This is a genomic window from Vibrio atlanticus (genome assembly GCF_024347315.1).
GTDB lineage: Bacteria > Pseudomonadota > Gammaproteobacteria > Enterobacterales > Vibrionaceae > Vibrio > Vibrio atlanticus.
This window is the reverse complement of sequence record NZ_AP025461.1, coordinates 1,044,804-1,063,675: the sequence shown is the minus strand read 5'-3', so window position 1 is coordinate 1,063,675 and position 18,872 is coordinate 1,044,804. Positions and strand designations below refer to the sequence as shown.

The 18,872-nt window shown below is 43.5% G+C and carries 22 protein-coding genes; 5 read left to right on the top strand and 17 right to left on the bottom strand.

The annotated features are described in order from the left end of the window. Window positions 1-69 precede the first annotated feature (69 nt). The gene (locus OCV30_RS20440) at window positions 70-465 is read right to left on the bottom strand and encodes a nitrous oxide-stimulated promoter family protein (protein ID WP_065680040.1); all 396 of its coding nucleotides are present in this window, start codon (window positions 463-465) and stop codon (window positions 70-72) included. Between the two features lie 93 nt (window positions 466-558). Between OCV30_RS20440 and OCV30_RS20435 the strand changes: the two genes are divergently transcribed. Continuing rightward, on the top strand, window positions 559-789 hold the full coding sequence (locus OCV30_RS20435) for a DUF2986 domain-containing protein (protein WP_065680039.1): 231 nt from the start codon (window positions 559-561) through the stop codon (window positions 787-789). Window positions 790-918: 129 nt separating this feature from the next. Here OCV30_RS20435 and OCV30_RS20430 read toward each other — a convergent pair whose 3' ends face one another. From OCV30_RS20430 to OCV30_RS20390, 9 genes are all read right to left on the bottom strand, one after another. Beyond that, window positions 919-1,839, bottom strand: a complete 921-nt coding sequence (locus OCV30_RS20430) for a metal ABC transporter substrate-binding protein (RefSeq protein ID WP_065680038.1) — start codon at window positions 1,837-1,839, stop codon at window positions 919-921. A 2-nt stretch (window positions 1,840-1,841) separates the two neighbouring features. After that, complete coding sequence (locus OCV30_RS20425) at window positions 1,842-2,717, bottom strand: metal ABC transporter permease (protein ID WP_012600593.1); 876 nt, start codon at window positions 2,715-2,717, stop codon at window positions 1,842-1,844. Continuing rightward, window positions 2,717-3,451, bottom strand: a complete 735-nt coding sequence (locus tag OCV30_RS20420) for a metal ABC transporter ATP-binding protein (RefSeq protein WP_065680037.1) — start codon at window positions 3,449-3,451, stop codon at window positions 2,717-2,719. The genes OCV30_RS20425 and OCV30_RS20420 overlap by 1 nt, the downstream gene beginning before the upstream one ends. Then, on the bottom strand, window positions 3,451-4,386 hold the full coding sequence (locus OCV30_RS20415) for a metal ABC transporter solute-binding protein, Zn/Mn family (RefSeq protein ID WP_029222760.1): 936 nt from the start codon (window positions 4,384-4,386) through the stop codon (window positions 3,451-3,453). The genes OCV30_RS20420 and OCV30_RS20415 overlap by 1 nt, the downstream gene beginning before the upstream one ends. 49 nt (window positions 4,387-4,435) lie before the next feature. Further along, complete coding sequence (locus OCV30_RS20410; protein WP_065680036.1) at window positions 4,436-5,032, bottom strand: DUF6162 family protein; 597 nt, start codon at window positions 5,030-5,032, stop codon at window positions 4,436-4,438. Further along, the gene (locus OCV30_RS20405; protein ID WP_012600589.1) at window positions 5,029-5,364 is read right to left on the bottom strand and encodes a hypothetical protein; all 336 of its coding nucleotides are present in this window, start codon (window positions 5,362-5,364) and stop codon (window positions 5,029-5,031) included. The genes OCV30_RS20410 and OCV30_RS20405 overlap by 4 nt, the downstream gene beginning before the upstream one ends. Window positions 5,365-5,480: 116 nt before the next feature. Beyond that, window positions 5,481-6,317 (bottom strand): DUF4198 domain-containing protein, encoded by an 837-nt coding sequence (locus OCV30_RS20400; RefSeq protein WP_017102108.1) that lies wholly within the window; start codon window positions 6,315-6,317, stop codon window positions 5,481-5,483. A gap of 113 nt (window positions 6,318-6,430) precedes the next feature. After that, on the bottom strand, window positions 6,431-6,949 hold the full coding sequence (locus tag OCV30_RS20395) for a DUF2271 domain-containing protein (RefSeq protein ID WP_065680035.1): 519 nt from the start codon (window positions 6,947-6,949) through the stop codon (window positions 6,431-6,433). 84 nt (window positions 6,950-7,033) lie between these two features. Beyond that, entirely contained in the window at window positions 7,034-7,663 is a 630-nt protein-coding gene (locus OCV30_RS20390; protein WP_065680034.1) for a PepSY-associated TM helix domain-containing protein, read from the bottom strand. Between the two features lie 177 nt (window positions 7,664-7,840). Between OCV30_RS20390 and OCV30_RS20385 the strand changes: the two genes are divergently transcribed. The 3 genes from OCV30_RS20385 to OCV30_RS20375 all read left to right on the top strand — a co-directional run bounded on the left by OCV30_RS20385 (window position 7,841) and on the right by OCV30_RS20375 (window position 9,421). Continuing rightward, window positions 7,841-7,987 carry a hypothetical protein gene (locus tag OCV30_RS20385; RefSeq protein WP_167351962.1) on the top strand — a complete coding sequence of 49 codons (147 nt, stop codon included), beginning with the start codon at window positions 7,841-7,843 and terminating at the stop codon, window positions 7,985-7,987. A gap of 6 nt (window positions 7,988-7,993) precedes the next feature. Then, window positions 7,994-8,935, top strand: a complete 942-nt coding sequence (locus tag OCV30_RS20380) for a hypothetical protein (protein WP_065680033.1) — start codon at window positions 7,994-7,996, stop codon at window positions 8,933-8,935. A 165-nt stretch (window positions 8,936-9,100) separates the two neighbouring features. Continuing rightward, window positions 9,101-9,421 carry a hypothetical protein gene (locus OCV30_RS20375; RefSeq protein ID WP_065680032.1) on the top strand — a complete coding sequence of 107 codons (321 nt, stop codon included), beginning with the start codon at window positions 9,101-9,103 and terminating at the stop codon, window positions 9,419-9,421. Between the two features lie 175 nt (window positions 9,422-9,596). Here the strand turns inward: OCV30_RS20375 and OCV30_RS20370 are convergent, their stop codons facing one another. The 7 genes from OCV30_RS20370 to OCV30_RS20340 form a co-directional block, all read right to left on the bottom strand. Further along, entirely contained in the window at window positions 9,597-10,775 is a 1,179-nt protein-coding gene (locus OCV30_RS20370) for a tetratricopeptide repeat protein (protein ID WP_065680031.1), read from the bottom strand. Then, window positions 10,772-11,392: an energy transducer TonB gene (locus OCV30_RS20365; RefSeq protein ID WP_009845405.1), complete on the bottom strand. Its 621-nt coding sequence runs from the start codon at window positions 11,390-11,392 to the stop codon at window positions 10,772-10,774. Before OCV30_RS20365 ends, OCV30_RS20370 begins: the two co-directional genes overlap by 4 nt. A 19-nt stretch (window positions 11,393-11,411) precedes the next feature. Further along, on the bottom strand, window positions 11,412-11,816 hold the full coding sequence (locus OCV30_RS20360) for an ExbD/TolR family protein (RefSeq protein WP_004731145.1): 405 nt from the start codon (window positions 11,814-11,816) through the stop codon (window positions 11,412-11,414). After that, a complete protein-coding gene (locus OCV30_RS20355) occupies window positions 11,813-12,373 on the bottom strand; it encodes a MotA/TolQ/ExbB proton channel family protein (RefSeq protein WP_065680030.1) in 561 nt (186 codons plus the stop codon). The genes OCV30_RS20360 and OCV30_RS20355 overlap by 4 nt, the downstream gene beginning before the upstream one ends. Further along, complete coding sequence (locus tag OCV30_RS20350; protein ID WP_065680029.1) at window positions 12,373-13,749, bottom strand: MotA/TolQ/ExbB proton channel family protein; 1,377 nt, start codon at window positions 13,747-13,749, stop codon at window positions 12,373-12,375. The genes OCV30_RS20355 and OCV30_RS20350 overlap by 1 nt, the downstream gene beginning before the upstream one ends. Continuing rightward, window positions 13,749-14,516 (bottom strand): DUF3450 domain-containing protein, encoded by a 768-nt coding sequence (locus OCV30_RS20345; RefSeq protein WP_065680028.1) that lies wholly within the window; start codon window positions 14,514-14,516, stop codon window positions 13,749-13,751. The genes OCV30_RS20350 and OCV30_RS20345 overlap by 1 nt, the downstream gene beginning before the upstream one ends. A 178-nt stretch (window positions 14,517-14,694) precedes the next feature. Further along, window positions 14,695-16,824: a TonB-dependent siderophore receptor gene (locus OCV30_RS20340; protein WP_065680027.1), complete on the bottom strand. Its 2,130-nt coding sequence runs from the start codon at window positions 16,822-16,824 to the stop codon at window positions 14,695-14,697. Between the two features lie 559 nt (window positions 16,825-17,383). On the opposite strand from OCV30_RS20340, the gene OCV30_RS20335 reads away from it, so the two are divergent. Continuing rightward, window positions 17,384-18,688 (top strand): dicarboxylate/amino acid:cation symporter, encoded by a 1,305-nt coding sequence (locus OCV30_RS20335; protein ID WP_012600580.1) that lies wholly within the window; start codon window positions 17,384-17,386, stop codon window positions 18,686-18,688. The last annotated feature ends 184 nt before the right edge of the window (window positions 18,689-18,872 follow it).

The window sequence follows — 18,872 nt, the reverse complement described above, 5'->3', positions numbered from 1 at the left end:
TAGCAGAAACACAAAAGGTCTGAGCAATCAGACCTTTTCGTTTCTTCTGCGACCACTTTAAAGCACCAGTTACTTCTTGTTCATTCGGATATGGCGATTAGACACATTCGGCAGTGGCTTCTCTGGCACTTTACGTTTCTCATGAATCAAATGTCGTATTGCTAAAATCGGATGCTTAAGTAGCATTCTTGGCCCTGCATAGCGCATCACTAAACGCATCTGCTCTTTAGGATCAGGCTTATAACAATGAATCGGACACTTGTTACAGGTCGGCTTTGCTTCGCCATAAGGGCATCTATCAAGTCGTGTCTCTGCATAACGCAACAGTTGCTCACACTCTTCACATAACGCGTTATTCTGACGAACCGCACCGTGGTGATCTTTACAGTAGATGTGCACCATCGCAATAACGGTTTTGTACTCCGTTGCGAGTTCGCCTTGTAGAATGTTGTTATGTTGGAACATGATTAATTACCTAATGAGAGACCGTACAGGTTGAGTTCTAGATCTAAAATGATTATCCTCCACCGCATAAACTAAATACAAGGCTATGCAGCAATGAACCGTAAGAAAAAAATCAATCAAATTCTAAAGAAAAGACAGAAACAGGCGAATTCTAAACTGCATGGTAGCAACAAGCCTCGCTATATTTCTAAAGCTGATCGCGCAAAAATGGAAGCTGAAGAACAAGCGAAAGCCGCTCAAGAGCATGCTGAAGGCACAGTTGAAGCTTCTGTTGAATCGGAAGAAGCTGGTATCGAAACTGAAGAGGCAAAAGCTGCAGAGTAAGCTTTTGACTCACGAGATACTCTTGCTCAGCGCTCAGATCAGAGCCTGTAGACAAGAACAAAAAAAGCAGCCTCTATTTGGGCTGCTTTTTTGATCCTACCGTATTAACCTAGCGACTTAGCTATTCAATTAACCTTTGAATGGTTTAACTTCCCAACGTGCGAACGGCGCTTTTGCATTAATCCCTGCTCTTCCCCAGCGGTCTACCGAGTCAACTACAAGAATTCGCTCATTAGGCACCAATGACTTAATCAAAGTCGTCGGCTTTTTCGCTGTCACTAACCATAGCGCATCGTCTTCTGAAAACATCGCTTTGAGCTTCGCTTTATCTTGCTCTGTCCATTCCAGTTCAGCTTTGAACATACGTTCTTCAACAAACAGTTGGCTACCAGAAGCAAAATCTTCCAAGCTTTCTGAAAGCAACAATACTGAATCTACGTCGTTATCCAATAACACCGCTTGTTGCTTGTTAATCAGTTCACGTACATCAAGCATCACACGCTGCAAATTACGATCAATCGTCTCTGCTTGCGCTGGCCACAATAACTTAAAGTCGTCAGCCACAATTGCCGCCATGCGCGTTAAGTTAGTTGGGTTTAGCCAAGCATACTTAGACACTTCACCACTCGATAGCGTCAACGCGGCAACACCTTGCGCGCGTGGTGTAATCGCTTGAGCCGCATCCACCTCAACCAAGCGGATGTTGCCTTGCCTTGCGTATACAAATGTAGGATCCGCTTGCCAAATAGATGACAGCGTTAACGCAACGGTCGCCTTCGCTCCTGACTTAAGCACCTTGCTTTCACCCTTAGTGCCAAACCAGTTAGGTAAGCGATCAATGCCGTAACGTTTTGGTGGTAGGTACTCAGTGGTAATGTCAGTGCCTTTGGTTAACTCTGTTGCCAGTGCATAAGTCACAGGTGTGCTGGTTAGGATATCCTCTGCATTTACGTTGAAAGACACCATTGAGGCACCTAACAACATACTGACTGCACTCACTTGAGCCGCTGTTTTTACTGAGCTTGAAATACGATTCATTAAAGGAGTCATGGTTAAGCCTTTCTTATAATTCGGTATAGCGTTGCTGCTAGGAAAAACGTTGCAGAAACGATGATGATTGAAGCGCCTGACGGCACAGGCAGTTTAAGTTCCATCGGTAATACCGTTCCGACTAAACATGCAATGGTTGCCAGCAACGCAGAAAGCAAAACAAAGCTTCCCATGCGTTTAGTCAACAATCGCGCCGTCGCGCCCGGAATCAGTAATAACGCGCCAACCAAAACAGCACCCACGATCTTCACCGCAGCAATCGTCACCAAAGTAATCATCATCACAAACAGGTAGTCATAGAAGCTGGTGTTATAGCCGCGCACCTTGGCAATATCCGGGCTAATACAAGTGAGAAGAATACGGTTGAACGTCGGTATCAAGAGCAAAATGATGAGTGCACAGCTGCCTGCGAGAATCGCTAAGTCTTGATCTGTTACCGTCAGAATCGAACCAAACAGCACATTCTCAAGCATGTGAATGTTGATCTTACGTGCCACGTACATCAACAATGCCGCACCGACCGCTAAAGCGAGCGCAAGAAAAACGCCGACTAAGGTATCGTATGGCACGTTGGTTCTGTTTCTTACAAAGTGGAGAAGCAAAGCAAAGATCATACAGAAGCTAAACAGACCAATAATTGGGTTTTCTGGTGGCTCGCCAAGCAAAACACCAATGGCAATACCGGTTAATGCTGCGTGACCTACCGCTTCAGAGAAGAATGCCAAGCGCTTAGCAATCACCAAAGTACCAAGGCCACCTAATAACGGGCCAAGTAACAATGCGGCAACCAGTGCATTCACCATAAACGCATACATGAAGCTGTCTGATAACCAACCCGCTTCAACGCCACTAATGGCAAGTTGTCGTAACCACTCCATTACGCAACCTCCTTCGATTTTGCGATGACAGATCCACTGCTATAGTGCTGGAACAGACTCTCGATTTTAGTAGGGTGTAGTACTTGTTCATGTGGACCACTATCCACCAAGAATCGATTCACAACATGTACATTCGCTTCAAGACGACGTACTGCGGTTACATCATGGTGAACAGCAAGAATGGTACGCCCTTCATTAACGCATTCACGAACTAGCGATTCTAAATAACGAACGCCTTGTTCATCCATGCCGGTAGTGGGTTCGTCCAACACCAATAAACTTGGGTTATCCAGTAATGCTTGTGCAAACAACACGCGTTGCTGCTCACCACCCGATAGCTGCCCCATACGGCGGTCGCTACGAGTCGCCATACCCACACGGTCGAGTTGCGCTAATGCAAGATCCAATTGCTTAGACTTACGACGCCAAAACAGCGGAATTCGAGTTTGGTTGAGTAGTACAAAGTCCATTACCGTCAGAGGTAAACTCGATTCGAAGGTCGCTTTCTGAGGAACGTAACCAATGCTTGGCTTTTCTGGCCAATGAATGTTGATTTGACCAGAGAAAGGCGTCAAACCAAGAACTGAACGTAGCAAAGAGGTTTTGCCACCGCCGTTTGGCCCCATGATCACATGGCACTCACCCGCTTTAAGATCTAGCGTGATATCATCAAGAATCACGTTGTTGTCGTATTGCAGACCGAGTTGGTTGATTGAAATCGATGGACCTTGCATTACGCCTTCCCGCTTTTAGCCTGGTTAGCCGCAGCAAATTTCATGGCTTCGATTAACGTTTCTAAGTTCTTCTTCATCTCAACTTCTACCTTATCGTCTTGATACTCACCGTGCGTCATGTGAGAGAAACGGTAAAGCTGAACGCCTGTTTCTGCTTCAATGGTGTCAACAAAGCGGTTTGGCATGTTTAGCTCGTAGAACAGAACATCAATGCCTGATGCGCGGATCTTCTCGATCGTATCTTGCAGTTGGCTCGCACTTGGTTCAACACCGTGTGCAGGCTCAATCACCGCCGCAACATCCACACCAAACTCTTGAAGGATATAGCCATAAGCATTGTGCGTGGTCGCCACTTTCATACCTGATGTATCGAGTTCACCTAATGACAACATCGCATCACGCTTCATAAAGCGAAATTGCTTGGCGTACTTACGTGCATTCTTACGATAAAAAGCTGCATTGTCTGGATCGAGTTTAGAAACTTCACTCGCGATGGTGTACACCTTTTGGATTGTTGTAGAAAGTCCAACAAACGTATGTGGGTTCACTGCGCCTTGACCAACAGACTGGCCTAATGCAGGAAGTAGAGGTACTTCTTTGTTCGCCTCAATAACCATTAAATCATCACGTTGCGCAGCTGAAATGACTTTTAATGCGAAGTCATCGTGGCCAATACCGTTTACCACGATTGCATCCATCTGGCTCAATCGCTTCAAGTCATTCGGTTGCGGCAAGTAGTTATGCGGGTTAAAGCCAGCATCAACCAAAGGAAGGATGTTCACTTTGTCACCTACCACAGCTTTTACGTAGCTATAGTAAGGCTGTAGGGTAATACCTATCGTCAACTTATCGCTGTCGACTGTGTATTCTTTTGCCAATGCATTGGGTGTCGATAGCACCGCCATTAACGACATCAATAGAGTCATGAATCGCATAGTAAATCTCTTATTATTAGTCAGCATTTTGTTTTTCGAGAGTCCGGGATTAATGTGAAGAAGCTTCATGCTGATCAGCAACTTCTGACTCATTCACCACCACTTTCCATCCTGCAGATTCCAATGTGTTTTCATCAAATTGAGTAGGTTGGCTTGCGACACCACCAAAGAAAATCCAGATTTCCGGAGAAACACTGTTCGCGTTCAAAATAAAGGAGTCCGCGAAGCCATGAGTGTTTGGCGTAGCTTGTTCGCTTGGTGTAGCGTATTCACTTGGCGTAGAAAAGTAATAACCACGCTCGTCCAATAACCAAGTATGAGAACCTTTGCGCTTCCAACTCTGGTCTTCAACAAAAGGCGCGACCCATTCATCTTTAAGTGACACAACACTTGGCCAATCGCCGTCTAAGTCCATACGAAGATCTCGAATCTCTTCATGAGCCAAACGGAGTTCTGACAGCATCGCCAAATTTTCTTGCTCAACATCAGTCACTAAGACTTGGTGATCAAGGGTCACTTCGATATGAGATTCTGCTTGATTAAACGGAATAGCAACCGTCGCAAAACAAAGGATGAATATAATGATTAGGCCAACCCACTTGCCCTCTCTTCCGCCTGTGTCAGCGCGTACACTTTGAATCATCATTTTTCTTTGATCTCTACAACGTCGACTTCAACAGGAAACTCGTGACCTGAATCAAACACAAGGTAAAACTCAGAATTTGGGTTTGGAAATTCGACAATAGAGCGTTTATCCGTCATCTCTTTCGCTATCAAGTTGTCTTCATAGTCGTACATCGCGACTGCGTAATCTATCGCTTTACTACCATCAGAGTAACCCGCCTCACAGGCAACCGTTTTGCCTTCAAACCAACAGCTCATCAATGGAAAGTGTGCTTGCGCAGGTAATGCCGCTAAACCAAGCCCCAGAGCTAAGCACGGGGCAATTATGGTGTTTGCTTTTATTGTTATTTTCATCGTTCGTACCCTCGCCACGTTACAAATTTTCAGTGGTATACTGACCGTTAAAGGGCTCTAATGAGCCCTTGTCTCTTTTTATCTAATAATCAGGAGCTTTCTCCCGATAAAAACGACTATTGAAGCAATGCTTCGAATGTCAGGTGCACATTCGTACTTGCTTTGTCTGCCAGTGGGTTGTCAACCAACTCACCTTTGTAGTTCGCTTTCATTACGTAACGACCCGCTACGTCTGGAGTAAACGTGATTTCACCGTTTTCATCGCTCACTACATCAATCTGCTCTTGGTGATTGCGGTAAAGCGTACCTTCACGAGTAATTTCCGCTTTTACGTCTTTCTGGATTTCACCGTTGTAGAAGAATTGGAATGTCACTGGTTCGCCTTCAACGATGTCTGAAGGGTGTGTAACCGGCTTCATTTCAAGAAGCTTACCTTCAATTTTGAAAACTGAATCCGTCGGCTTGCCTACTGTGATGTAACTTTCTGCGCGAGTGAAACCGACTTGAGTTACCACGTCACGTGATTTTTCAGGTAATAATGCATCACGCTCAGCTTTAGTCGCTTTAATCCATTTTACTGTGTCACGACGACCCGCTTTGTACTGTGTCCAGTACGTTGGTTCGTTGTTGATTGCTACTTTGTGTGTACCTTCTTCCTCAAAATAGAAATCAAACATTGAGCGACGCTTGCCTTTTACAACGAAGTTAGGACGCTCATTACGACCATCAGGCATGATAACGAATGCTTTATCACTTCCTGCTGGCTTATCAAAAACAAACGTACCGTGGGATGCCGTCACATCAAATGTTAACCAGTCACCACCTTCTTTAGAAACGGTGAAATGAGAAGGCAAAACCCAACGAGGGTGAGCTTGTGCTGTCGTCGTTGCTGCTAGACCGAACGCCATTACACCTGCAAGAGCAAGCGCCTTTATTTTTGTCTGTTTCATCATGTTCAATTCCATTATTTGTAATCTTTAACCGTGTCGCTCGATGGCGCCTACGATTCCAATCTTTGATTTTTCTGTCGCTTGTAAAGCACAGCTTGTGTTATCCGACGTGCTAATTATTTTGCAATGTAGCTCAAGATAATTTTCCCCGTCTCTTCCGTTGCTTTTAATTCATAAGAGGCGTTTGAATCTGTCAGTGATACTTTTTGGCGAAGGTAGTTACGGCCACCGTGTTCACGAACGACTTCGACATGCACCGTGTACTCACCTTGTTCAAGGGTTTCACCGCTGTCGCTCTTGCCATCCCAAACGAAACGATATTGACCAGCCGGGCGTGTTGCAGAAGTCACAGCATCGACAAGTTCACGATCGTAACGGCCAACTTTTCTCCACCAACTGCGTAAGTCTTTTAGCCATTCATCTTTACCGACCCAAAGCTCAATGGTTTTCACTGACTTTCGTTCACTGTTTTCTACCCACACCGCCACGTAAGGACGCGCATACATAGAGGTATCAATCTTGGGCAACTCTAAATTCACATCCAATTTCGCCGTATCAGGAATCGCTTGTGCCATTCCAAGGCTAGGCAAAAGAGACAAAGCCAAAAGAGCCTTACTCCAATTCATTTTTTTCATGTTTAACAACCTTTTAAATCCGTTTAACCTTTAGTTCGTTCTTCAAGCTGATTCATCAAGCAGACTCATCAACCTAATGGAGGGTTAAGGTACGGCGACAAAATAGATAGCAAGTGAGATTGCAGACCCAAATACCGTCCATTTAATGGAGGTATTGAGCGTTTTTTTCTTAGGTAACAGTAAGCACACGCCAGTCAGTACAAAGAAGATCATCAGCAGCGCTGTGATATCGATAAACCATTTCCACACTTCACCGCTATTACGCCCTTTGTGTAGGTCATTCAACAATGCGATAACGCCATAATTCGTTGTTTCGACTTCCACCATTTCAGAAGTCACATCGACAAACACAGAAGCGTTGTAGCCAGGTCCTTTGAAGTCCATAGACACTTCACCGATGAGTAACTCACCGTCTTCAATCTCTGCGTAGATGTCTAACCCCGAAGGAACGCCAGATAAGTTTGCTTCTTCAAATAAAAACTTTTCAAAAGCAGACTCGTCGGCTTTCAGTCGACCGTCTTGGATCGTAAACAAACTCGTGGGAAGCGTTAGCGTAGAACGTTGGATATTGGGTTGGCTTGATTCGAATAGCTCAGGGCGATTAAGGGTGATGCCTGTCACTGAAAAGAAAAGAACAACAAACAGCAGCGCCATAGAAATATAAACATGGAGTCGACGAGCCCATGATTGAACTGCCCTACTTTTTAACGACATACAAACCAATACCTATAGATTTTATGGCGACAATTTAGTTGATAATCATTCGTATTGGCATTCAATTTACATTATTTACGTTCTCCTAATGTAAGTAACCGAGTTACAAGTTATTACAGAACGAACCTGAGAATACCGTTAATGTATTAACCAATATTTGCTTAGATAAGGGTCATCATGAAAAGTTTATTGCTAGGGGTAACCATTCTTCTACTGTCTGCTTGTAATTCAAATTCAAGCTCGAGTTCACCTAAATCCACGACACCGACGGCCGTTGCTAGCGTTGAAAATGTGGCTGACAAAGCGATGATCAAACAGGTCTGAGAGTACATGAAATTGAATTACTGGGATGGATATAATTACGCCAAAAGACCCCACTACCTCATTCGTGTCAATGCTAAGGATCAGCCTATAAATGCATTCATTATTAATCCTCAGTCAGTTCTAAAAAGTGCGACCAAGATCAGTTCAGCAGAATCTGGTGGTATGAAAATCTATGAATACAAAAAGGAAATGCATAGTGCCGTAACTAAGATAAACAACGGTTCAAATAACCTGTACACCTTCGACTTACTTATTGATGGTCACAAATACTACGCACAAAAATACACGGATGCAGTCGCTAACAATCAACACCCATTTACCAATGACCTTTTATTTGCGCCTCATGAGGTATTCCACATCTATCAAACCTCTTGGGCGAACAAAAGCAATTGGCGACAGGACGTTGACAATTACCCTACAACCAAAAGCATTATCCAAAACGAGTTAATACTCACCGAGCTGTTTGATGGACTACCTAGAAAATTGACTAAGGTGGAAGCTCGTGAGCTGTTGAAACAATATGTGGCAATTAGGCAACGACAAATGCTTAACGACAATACATCGTTGGTTGAAAACATGGCCCTAGCACAAGAACGCATAGAAGGCTCGGCAGAATACATCACCGTCTTAACTGCCAGAAAAGTATATAAAAACAATAGCTTGAGCTTCGATAAAGGAAGAAGTTTTAGCTTGAATCTAAAAAATAAAAAAGACGTAAAGTGGCACTTTGGATTCTACGTTTTTTATAACAGTGGCGCCTCTGTCATTTATCTTTTAGACCAACTTGGTTACAAAATAGAACAACTCGAAAAAGCAATATCGCCTTACGACGCTGCATTATCTGTTGTCGGGCATGATGTTGATGCATATCAACGAGCACTAAAATCAGTAGGCACTAAAGTCGCTCGATTTGAAAAGGACGCAATAAAATACTCTTCACTGAGATAACTCAAGTATGTCCACTCCTGTTCGTCGGTATGTCACGTTTTCAGACAAAGGTTGGTATTAAGCATGGCTAAAATAGAGATACTGCAATGGCGTGTTTACAAATTTAAATAACGCTGTTGTATATTTAGATATATGAATAATCATACTCACTAAAAAGGATTTTTAATGCGTATCTATATTCCCATTGCTATGATTTTTATCAGCGCTTGTACTAGCCAGATTGTTAGTACTGACGAACATATCGAGAGTTACATCGGTTCCAATATTGCAGATGCTCAAACGTTGTATTTAACGCCCCACTCTCAAGCCGTTACATTTTGGGAGTCACGCACATTTGCTTGGGTAGAAACTCAAACCTCACTCGAGAATGGTGAAATACAACATTCTTTCAAAAACCCCTATCGTGACTGCACCATTAACTGGATTGTAGACCAAAGCGGAGTGATCATTGCGGGATCACACAGTGGTGAGATGTGCAGCCTTTAACTTGAATTCTCTTTATCTTTATTCTTACCTCAGTCAAACAACAGCACCGCTCAAGCACCTAGGTTTACGATTTAAGTCTATTGAATACAAAAAAAGGGTGTCATTTGAACATTCAAATGACACCCTTTCACTGTCTTATTTAGTACTCTGTTTTCTAGCTTCTAACTATATGTGATTAGGCGTTTCCACTTTCGCTTACCGTTCTCAGCTGAGTCAAATATTTGATCCACCCTTTAGCCTCAGGAGACGGTTCAATGTTGTTCGCCCGCTTAGCTTGAGCGAGAGCATTATCTAAGTTCTTCAACTTATACCATGAACGTACTTTCGCTAACGCAACGTCAGCTTGCTTGTTCTTGTCTTTCACTTTGTCTAAAACAACCAGAGCTCGCTCGTAGTAACCTTGCTGAACCAATAATTGAGCAACATTCCAATGGTATCGAGTGTTCATGTTCGACGCTAACGTCCACACTTCAATAGCATTGTCCCACTCTTTCGCTAGCTGCCAGTAGGTTGCTTGCTCAGCCAGAAGTTGAACATCGCTGTTTGCGTCATCTAACTTGCTAATTTCTTGCGCAGCGCGCTCAGGGATGCCTCGTTTCGCGTACAGTTGAGCAAGTAGCCTACGGTCTGAATTATTCAGTTCAACACCTTGTAGCTCAGCAAGCGCTAAGGTATTCAACGCATCTCGGCTACGCTCTAGCCTTAACTGAATCCCGACCAGTTGACGCCACCAGTTGTCTTTTTCGGGTTGAAGTTCAACTAAACTTTCTAACGTAGGAATTGATTGCTTCCATTGTTTTAACTGTAGTTGAGCACCCAGCTTTAACGAGAGAGGCGACAACTGTGGTTTTGAATTAAACTTGTTATGATTACCTATAGCCGCCAGTACTTTCGTCCAGTTTTCAATTTGGTATTCAGCTTGAGCAATTCGCATCCATAGCGTGTCTTTCTTTTCAGTTTCCGGTGCTGTTTTAACGAGCTCATAATAGTGTGGTAATGCCGCTTTAAAATGCTGCTCGCTAAGCAGCAAATCAGCTAACATACGTTTCGTTACCCAAGCTTGCTCATCGACCAATAAGCCACTATCCACTGCATAAGTAAGCTGCTTGATTGCCGTCTCTGTTTTACCATCTTGCCAGTAAAACACACCAAGCATGCGAGCGACATAGGCTTTGTCATAGCCTTTAGATAACTCTAAACTAGCCAAAACCTCAATCGCCTGTTTAACGTGCTCCTCTTGAGCAAGTTTATTCGCCTTTTGAACACGAATAACGGTGTATTGGGTTAGCTCTTTTGCCGGTACTGTAAGGGGCAGTATCAACAAGCCCACTAATATCCATATCTGTTTCATCATTTTGCCAACTTAAACTCTAGTTTCACGGTTTGACCAACCTGAGCTACCGCTTTTCCATCGACGACTTTGGGTTGATACTTCCATTTTTTAAGTGCTCTTATCGCTTCACGTTCAAACATACGACGTGGATTTGCATCCGTAACTTGAATATCAACAGAACGTCCTGTTTCATCGATTGTAAAAGACAAAATGACATACCCTTCAGCGCCACGCTTGAGCGCTTTTGCTGGATAACGAGGTTCAACTCGATAAAGCGGCATTACCTGTTGATTTGACCCAAAATCAGAAAATGTTGGAGCGTTAATCGCTAGGCCTTCAATTGAAGTATTCAAATCCAGTGAAGACAGTGAAGACATTGAATTCAGAGGCGTTACTTCAGCTTGCGACTGAGACGTTTGCGCTTGCGGTGGCGGCTCTGGCATTTCGGGTTGTTCCGGGACTGCACGTTGTCTTCTCTGTACTTCTTGTTCTTGTTCAACCATCACCATGTTGAAACTTAACGTCTCACTGTTGTCTGGCGAACGTTGGTGCCCATTATCGACCATCCAAGCCATGAAAGAAAACAGTGCTAAACCCAACGCTCCCGCTAAAGGTAATGCAAGAAATAGGCGAATCATTGATTAAGATCCTCCAAGATCATCGCTTTTCAGCTGCAAGCGCAATATTTTTAACACCCGCACCTTTGGCAGCGTCCATCACTTTAACAACCGTACCGTTATAAGCATGCTCGTCCGCCTGAATAACCAAAGAAGCATCAGGTTGTTCTAGCAACAAGTGTTCTAACGTCGCTTGAACACGTTCAACATCCACGACACGTTTGTCAATGAAGATGTCATTCGCAGAAGTAATCGCGACAAAGATACCTGCATCTTTTTGGCTCACTACATTTGAAGCTTGCGGGCGATTGACTTCAACACCAGATTCACGAACAAATGAACTCGTCACAATGAAGAAAATAAGCATGATGAATACGATATCAAGCATCGAAGTAAGGTCTATTTGAGCCTCTTCGTTTTTAGAATGACGTCGACCGAGTCTCATCGTTGACTCCTTAAAGATTTTTCTAATTTCAATTCTAAGCGGTTACACACTTTCGCTAAGCGAGCGTGAACAAACATGCCCGCTAGTGCAGCAACCATACCCGCCATGGTTGGCAACGTTGCCAACGAGATACCTGAAGCCATCAATTTAGGGTCACTGCTTCCTTGAGTCGCCATGACATCAAAAACGGAGATCATACCGGTTACGGTACCGAGCAAACCCAACATCGGACAAATAGCAACTAACAGCTTAATAAAGTTCAAGTTTTGGTTAAGTAAAATACTCGCTTGCCCCAACCAACCTTCACGAATGGCTTTAGCATGCCAAGAAGAGTGATCTTCTCTTTCATGCCACTGATTAATCCAAGCTTGACGCTGCTTTGGAAAGTAGAACGCGAGATAAAGCACACGTTCTACCACAAGTACCCAAAAAACGAGGACGACAGCCGCTAGCCACCACAGGACGAAACCGCCCTGCTCCATAAAGTTTGATAAAGACAGCAGCCAGTTACTCGTTAACCAACTCGCTGGTAATAGAGAACCCGACAAAATATCCATTACGCGGCAGTCCCAACTTGTGAAATAACAGCGCTTGGTTCAATAGACTTCTCTGCCTGCTCAGCAACAAGGCCAATGCCCTGCTTCTCCAGAATATTTCGAATGTTCTCTGACTGAGTACTCAGAATGTTGTGTGCCAATAGCAGTGGCATTGCAGCAACAAGGCCAAGTACCGTTGTAACAAGTGCCATCGAAATACCACCCGCCATTACTTTAGGGTCACCATTACCAAACTGTGTGATCACTTGGAATGTTTCGATCATGCCGGTTACGGTACCTAGCAAGCCAAGCATTGGTGCTAGAGCAGCTAGAAGCTTCAGCATTGATAAACCTTTCTCTAGGTGAGTTTGTTCATCCACTACCGCTTCTAAAAGTCGCAGTTCTAATGCTTCTACTGTTTGATTTTTCTCTTTGCTGTAAACCGCAAGAACACGACCCAGAGGGTTATTGCCAGCTTGTTTTGGGTTCTTAAGCTGTGCACGAATCTTCTGACGAGCGATAGCCAAAGAAATACCACGAACCAATGCGATGATTAAGCCGATTGCCAACAAGCCAAGAATAACTTTACCAACTAGGCCACCTGCTTGCAGGCGATCAGCTAGGCTTGGTTCCAAAGCTAATTGTTCTAGCATGAATCCACGAGAGGGATCGACGACCACGTTAGACACTTCACCATTCGCTAAAGTAGAAAGCGACGCCAGTGTTGGACCTTGTGAAGGCTGCTTCAAGTAAACTATTGCATCTTGATGTCTAGCATCCCACCATACGTAACCTGACTCAGCAACTAAGCCAATAGAACCCAGTCGATAAGCTTCTGCCTTTTCAGTAACCCCTTCACTATTAACTAGTGAAACTGTCGACTTGCTTATCTCTGAACTTGCTTGAATTTGCTCCATCATGCTCAACCAAAGACCTGTTAACTGGGGCATTGACGGTAATGATTTTGCGTCCACGATTTGATAAACAGTTTCTGTATACGCTGCGCGATCTACGTTAGTTACTGTATCCGTAAGCTCATGTTCAAGGTCTTTTGCATTTTGTCTTACAACGCCAAACAACTCACCTAAGCTACCTGTTTCTAAACGCAGTTGCTCTTCTAAACGAGCAAGCTTGTTTTCGTTATCACTGAATGTCTGAGTCAGAACATCGGTCGCACCTTGAATAGAGCTACGTTTAGCTTCAAGCTGTGCTTTGATCGCTTTGAGTTGTTGTTCTGTCTTTTTAAAGTCAGCTTCACGAATTACGTTATGAGACGCTTGCGTGCGACTCTCTGATTTTGCTTTGTTAACAAGCTGAGCTGTCGTGTCTGATGCAGAGAAAGCAGAAAATGAAATTGACGTAATGCAAAGCAATGCTGCTAATGGCTTTAAGTTCATTACTTAACCTCCGCAACAGTTAAAGAAACAGGTAAAGTAATTAAGCTTGGAGACGCTTGCTTATTAGCAATATCGTACGCTTTGTCCAACTCAGATTTCATCGAAGAATCCAACTCTTGCCATTGATCGCTATTTTGGGCCCAAGACCAATATTGGGTACCATTTAAGTTACGAGCGACCAGTGAAATGCGGCCAAGATGCAAAATATCAACTTCAAGCACTTTATCTTGACTTAACTCGACACGGCTTGAATAAGAACTTAGCTTAATACCGTAATCCACTTCAATTTGGTACGCCTCTAAAATACGGCGATATTTTTCAGCATCACTGACATCAGCACGAGTCATCATCGCTTTCAGCTTTTCAACGCGACGCAGACGGCTATTTGTCTTGAAAGGTAGATCGCTTTCAATAACTTCCTGGAGACCATCGATCATCTTGTACATCAAAGGCACTACACCTTGACGTGTTAGTTTGATTTCGTCGATCTGCCCTTCAATACTCTGCGCTTCTTGATCTTGGCTCTTAACCAATGCGGCAAGGTGATCGTGATAGATTTCTAAATTTTTCACTTCTTCTTGCAGACGCTCAACCTCAGCTTGCAGCAATAATGTTGCTTGTGAGCTTTTATCAATAACCTTCTGGCTTGAAGCCGACGCGTTATTGGTCTTGTTTTGAATTGATTGAGCTTGATCCAAGCTGTTTGCCATCGATGACGTTGCAACCAAACTGATGGCAAGTGCTAGGCTAGTTTTTAAAAGATTCATAATTGTAGTCATTTACTTTAGAAGAAGAACAAATGAGTTTTATTGATAAGCAGTCTCATTATCATTAAAAACCACTCGCATTGCTAGGGGTATTTTTACTAAATAGCAGAATCAAGAAAGGGGAAAGTCGAAACCTTCCCCTTAATATTTAAGCTACCAATAGTACCCTACTAACAAATTAGTATTTTACCTGTAACGTAGCCATGTAGTTACGACCTTCACCAACAACAACGCCGCGAGTGCTGCCGCCTTCTAGGTAATCTGTATCAAACAGGTTCTCTACATTAAAGCGTGCAACAAAATCTAAGTTCTCATCGTACTTAATAGTATGTGCAACACCTGCATCTACACGAGTGTATGCGTCTTTCTTAAACGTGTTAGCACTTTCAGTGTAACGCTCACCTACGTGATATACACCTAGGTTAACGTCAGTACCGTTGTTGAATGCGTAAGTAGACCAGATGCTTGCAGTAAATTCAGGAACGTCTGCTGGTGTTTTACCATTAAGAGCAGGGTCATTCTTATATTCAGCATCTAAGAACATTGTTGATGCACTTACAGAGAACGCATCCGTTACGTAGCCCGTCGCAGCTAGCTCCGCACCGGTGTGAACTTGCTCACCCACCTGTGTAGTACGAGTATCTTTTGCATGAGATGCAGGAAGATCTTCTGTAACTTGCATGTTCGTTTGTGTGATCTGGAATACTGCTCCTGATACGAATAAACGCTCATCAAACAGTTCCCACTTTGAGCCTAGCTCATAAAGTGTACCTTTCTTCGCATCTTGAGACTGGCCGAAGTTCACATCATCTTTATCAGAAATCTCACTTACAGGTTCAAAACTTTCAGAGTAAACCGCGTAAATAGAACCGTTTGGCGCCGGAGAGTAAATCGCACCGAACTTAGGTAGGATGTTATTGTAGCTCTCTTCTTTACCAGAACTGCTCGTCGTATCATCGTAAGCGAAACGAACACCAGCAAGTGCTTGCCACTGCTCATTGAACGTCACTAAATCTTGAAGATATAGACCGTAGTGTTGGCTCTTCGAGTGTGATACTGAATCATCGTTGTTATAGTGAATGTCTGCAGGCATATCAAAGCCTTTGCCACACTCTTTCATTGTGTCTGCTTCTGAAGCGTTAAAACAAGCGTAGTCTGATACGTACAGGCGCTTGTAATCGTAGTGCAACCCATTTGCACCCACCAACAGACGGTGATTCACACCAAATGCATCAACATCACCAGTAAAATCTACGTAAGCCGTATCAAACGTCCACTCATCATGACGGTCTGACACTTTGTAACCATAACCTAGTGTTTTCTTGGTTTTTTTGTCTTTCTTTGAATCAATAACGTTATCTGATTCAGTACGGCGACGCTCGTAAAACTGACGACTGATACCCGATTTAACTGCCCATGTATCGCTCAAGTTTGCTGTAACAGCCACGCCGTAGTTTGCTACGTCGTTGTCTGTTTGTGCGAAGCGTTGGTCATTAACCGTATTAGGGGTAATCGCTTTACCTGTTTTTGTATCAATCTTTGAGCCGTTATCTAGATCACCCAACTCTTGAGTACGATCGTAATGCGCAGATAGCATCACATCTTCGTTGATATCGTAATCAACAAATAGGCCACCAACAAAGCGGTCAGTCTCTACATCTGTGCCGTCAAAACGTGTACGGTAAGAGTCTTGGTTTTCTTGTGAAACAATAAGACGAGCTCGTAGAGTTTGATCATCGTTCAATGAACCGCTTACATCTGCGGTAGTACGTGTGTAGCTGTCAGAACCAATGTCTTGGCTTACGTTAACTTGAGTTTCATACGTAGGCTTCTTAGCAACCATGTTAACAAGGCCACCAGGTGCTGATTTACCGTAGAGCAAACCTGCAGGACCTTTTAGTACTTCAACACGTTCTAGTAGTTCTACCGGTTGACGGTAATGAGACCAGTGTTGAACGCCATCGCGCAAGTAACCAGAACTGCTTCCTAGAGAGAAACCACGTAGGTTGAAGCGCTCACGGTTTGTTGATTTAGAACCCGCTGAAATTGACGCATCATTTTTTAATACTTCGCCAAGCGTGCTTGCGCGTTGCTCATCAATGATTTGTTCACTGATAATCGTAACTTGTCCTGGAGTCTCTAATTGAGTCGCCTCCATGCGCATTGCTGTTGTATTCGTGTCGGCTTTATAACCGTAATCACGACCTTCAACAACCATATGCTCGTCAGTTTTTACTGCTTCTGCCAATACTGCTGGTGAAGCTAATACTGCGCCGATCACTAAAGCCAATGGCTTTTTTGAAAACATGTCCTTTTCTCCACTTTTATTCTTTTAGACGAACACTTTGTTATTTATTCGATGTGTCCGTTAGACCGTTTCCGGTACCACTGAATTATTTCGAGGGGGAATATAAGTGATAACTATTACTATTTGCATTAAATTTACATTCTTTGCATTCGTAAAGTTTTGTAAAGACGAGCTGACGAGCCGTTAACCTGCAGTTAAAAGAAACCATTTCAATACAGTCATTTAACGAGCACTTGAATTAAAAATCGGTTCTCTGCCCCAAACTTTTTGAAACACCGCCATTTGCGCAGTCAATGTAATAAGCAAACATCTATAACAAAATCCTCTTATCTTATTTATTACCTTCAGAACGACGATTTTTTGTATAAAACACTCGATAAATGTAAATGAATGGTGAATTAATTTGTTTTAATTTGTTTTATTTGAACGATTATCAGTGATTATGATCACATCTGTAATTCCAAACTCATTTTTTGTTTTTCGATTTAAACAACCGACTGCTAATCTCCTGCTCACTTTGGAAAGGTATCAAAGTTATAAATAATAAGGAGTGTTCTAAATGAATACCAAGAAACCTATGTCTCTAACTGGTCGAGTTATCCTCGGCATGGTCGTGGGCATATTAACGGGATTTGCCATTCAATCCCTTTTTGCAGACAGCGGATTTGTTAACAACTACATCGTTAACGGACTCTTTGAAGTAGGCGGACAGATCTTTGTCGCCAGTTTAAAAATGCTTGTTGTACCACTCGTCTTCGTTTCACTCGTGTGCGGTACAAGCTCTCTTAAAGATTTATCAACTCTTGGCCGTATGGGTGGCAAAACGCTTGCACTTTATATCGGTACTACAGCCGTTGCTATCACTCTAGCATTGACTATAGGTAACCTGTTCCAACCTGGAGCGGGTGCGGATCTTACTGCTGCGAGCTCTTTCAAATCAGCTGATGCTCCTTCTTTGGGCCAAGTCATCATCGACATGTTCCCGACCAACCCTATTCAGGCGATGGCTGAGGGCAAAACGCTACAAGTTATCGTATTTGCTGTGTTGTTTGGTATTGCAATCAGTGCAGCGGGTAAACCAGGTGAGCGTATCGCTGCGGTTTTCTCTGATTTGAACGAAGTAATAATGAAACTGGTTGCGCTGCTGATGAACCTTGCGCCTTACGGTGTGTTCTTCTTGATGGCGAAGCTGTTCTCTGGCCTTGGTTTAAGCGCAATTTGGAACCTAGCGGAATATTTCTTAGTGTTAGCTGGTACTCTACTGTTACACGGTTTAGTAACTTACAGTGCGATGCTTAAAGGGTTTACAGGCCTTAGCCCAATTACGTTCCTACGTAAGATGGAAGATGCAATCATGTTTGCATTCTCAACAGCATCTTCAAACGCAACGATTCCAGTGACAATGGAAACGGCTAAAAACCGCATGGGCGTAGACAACAAAGTCGCTTCGTTCACAGTTCCACTAGGCGCAACTGTCAACATGGACGGTACTGCTATCATGCAGGGTGTTGCAACGGCGTTTATCGCACAAGCGTACAACATCGACCTGACTATGGGTGATTACCTAATGGTGATCCTAACAGCGACATTGGCGTCTGTTGGTACCGCAGGTGTTCCTGGTGTTGGTCTTGTTATGCTAGCGATGGTATTGAACCAAGTTGGTCTACCGCTTGAAGGTATTGCTCTAATCATGGGTGTTGACCGTCTTCTTGACATGATCCGTACTGCCGTAAACATCACTGGTGATAGTGCCGTAACTATCATTGTGGCTAAATCTGAAGGATCTTTTGACGAAGCTCGCTTCAATGACCCAGCAGCCGGTGAGAAAGAAGAAGAAGTAAAGCTAGCACGCCAACAGGCATAATCTAGCTTCTCTGGTGCTCTTACTTTCAAGCCAAGGCGCAATTAATGGCTGTGCCTTAGCCTGATAATGAAAAGCGTGTATACAAAAACGCCACTGCTGATACAGTGGCGTTTTTTATTGGGTTCACTTTGAGCCGAAACGATTCAACTCTCATCTATTTTCTCATTACAGGGGCTGAGCGTGA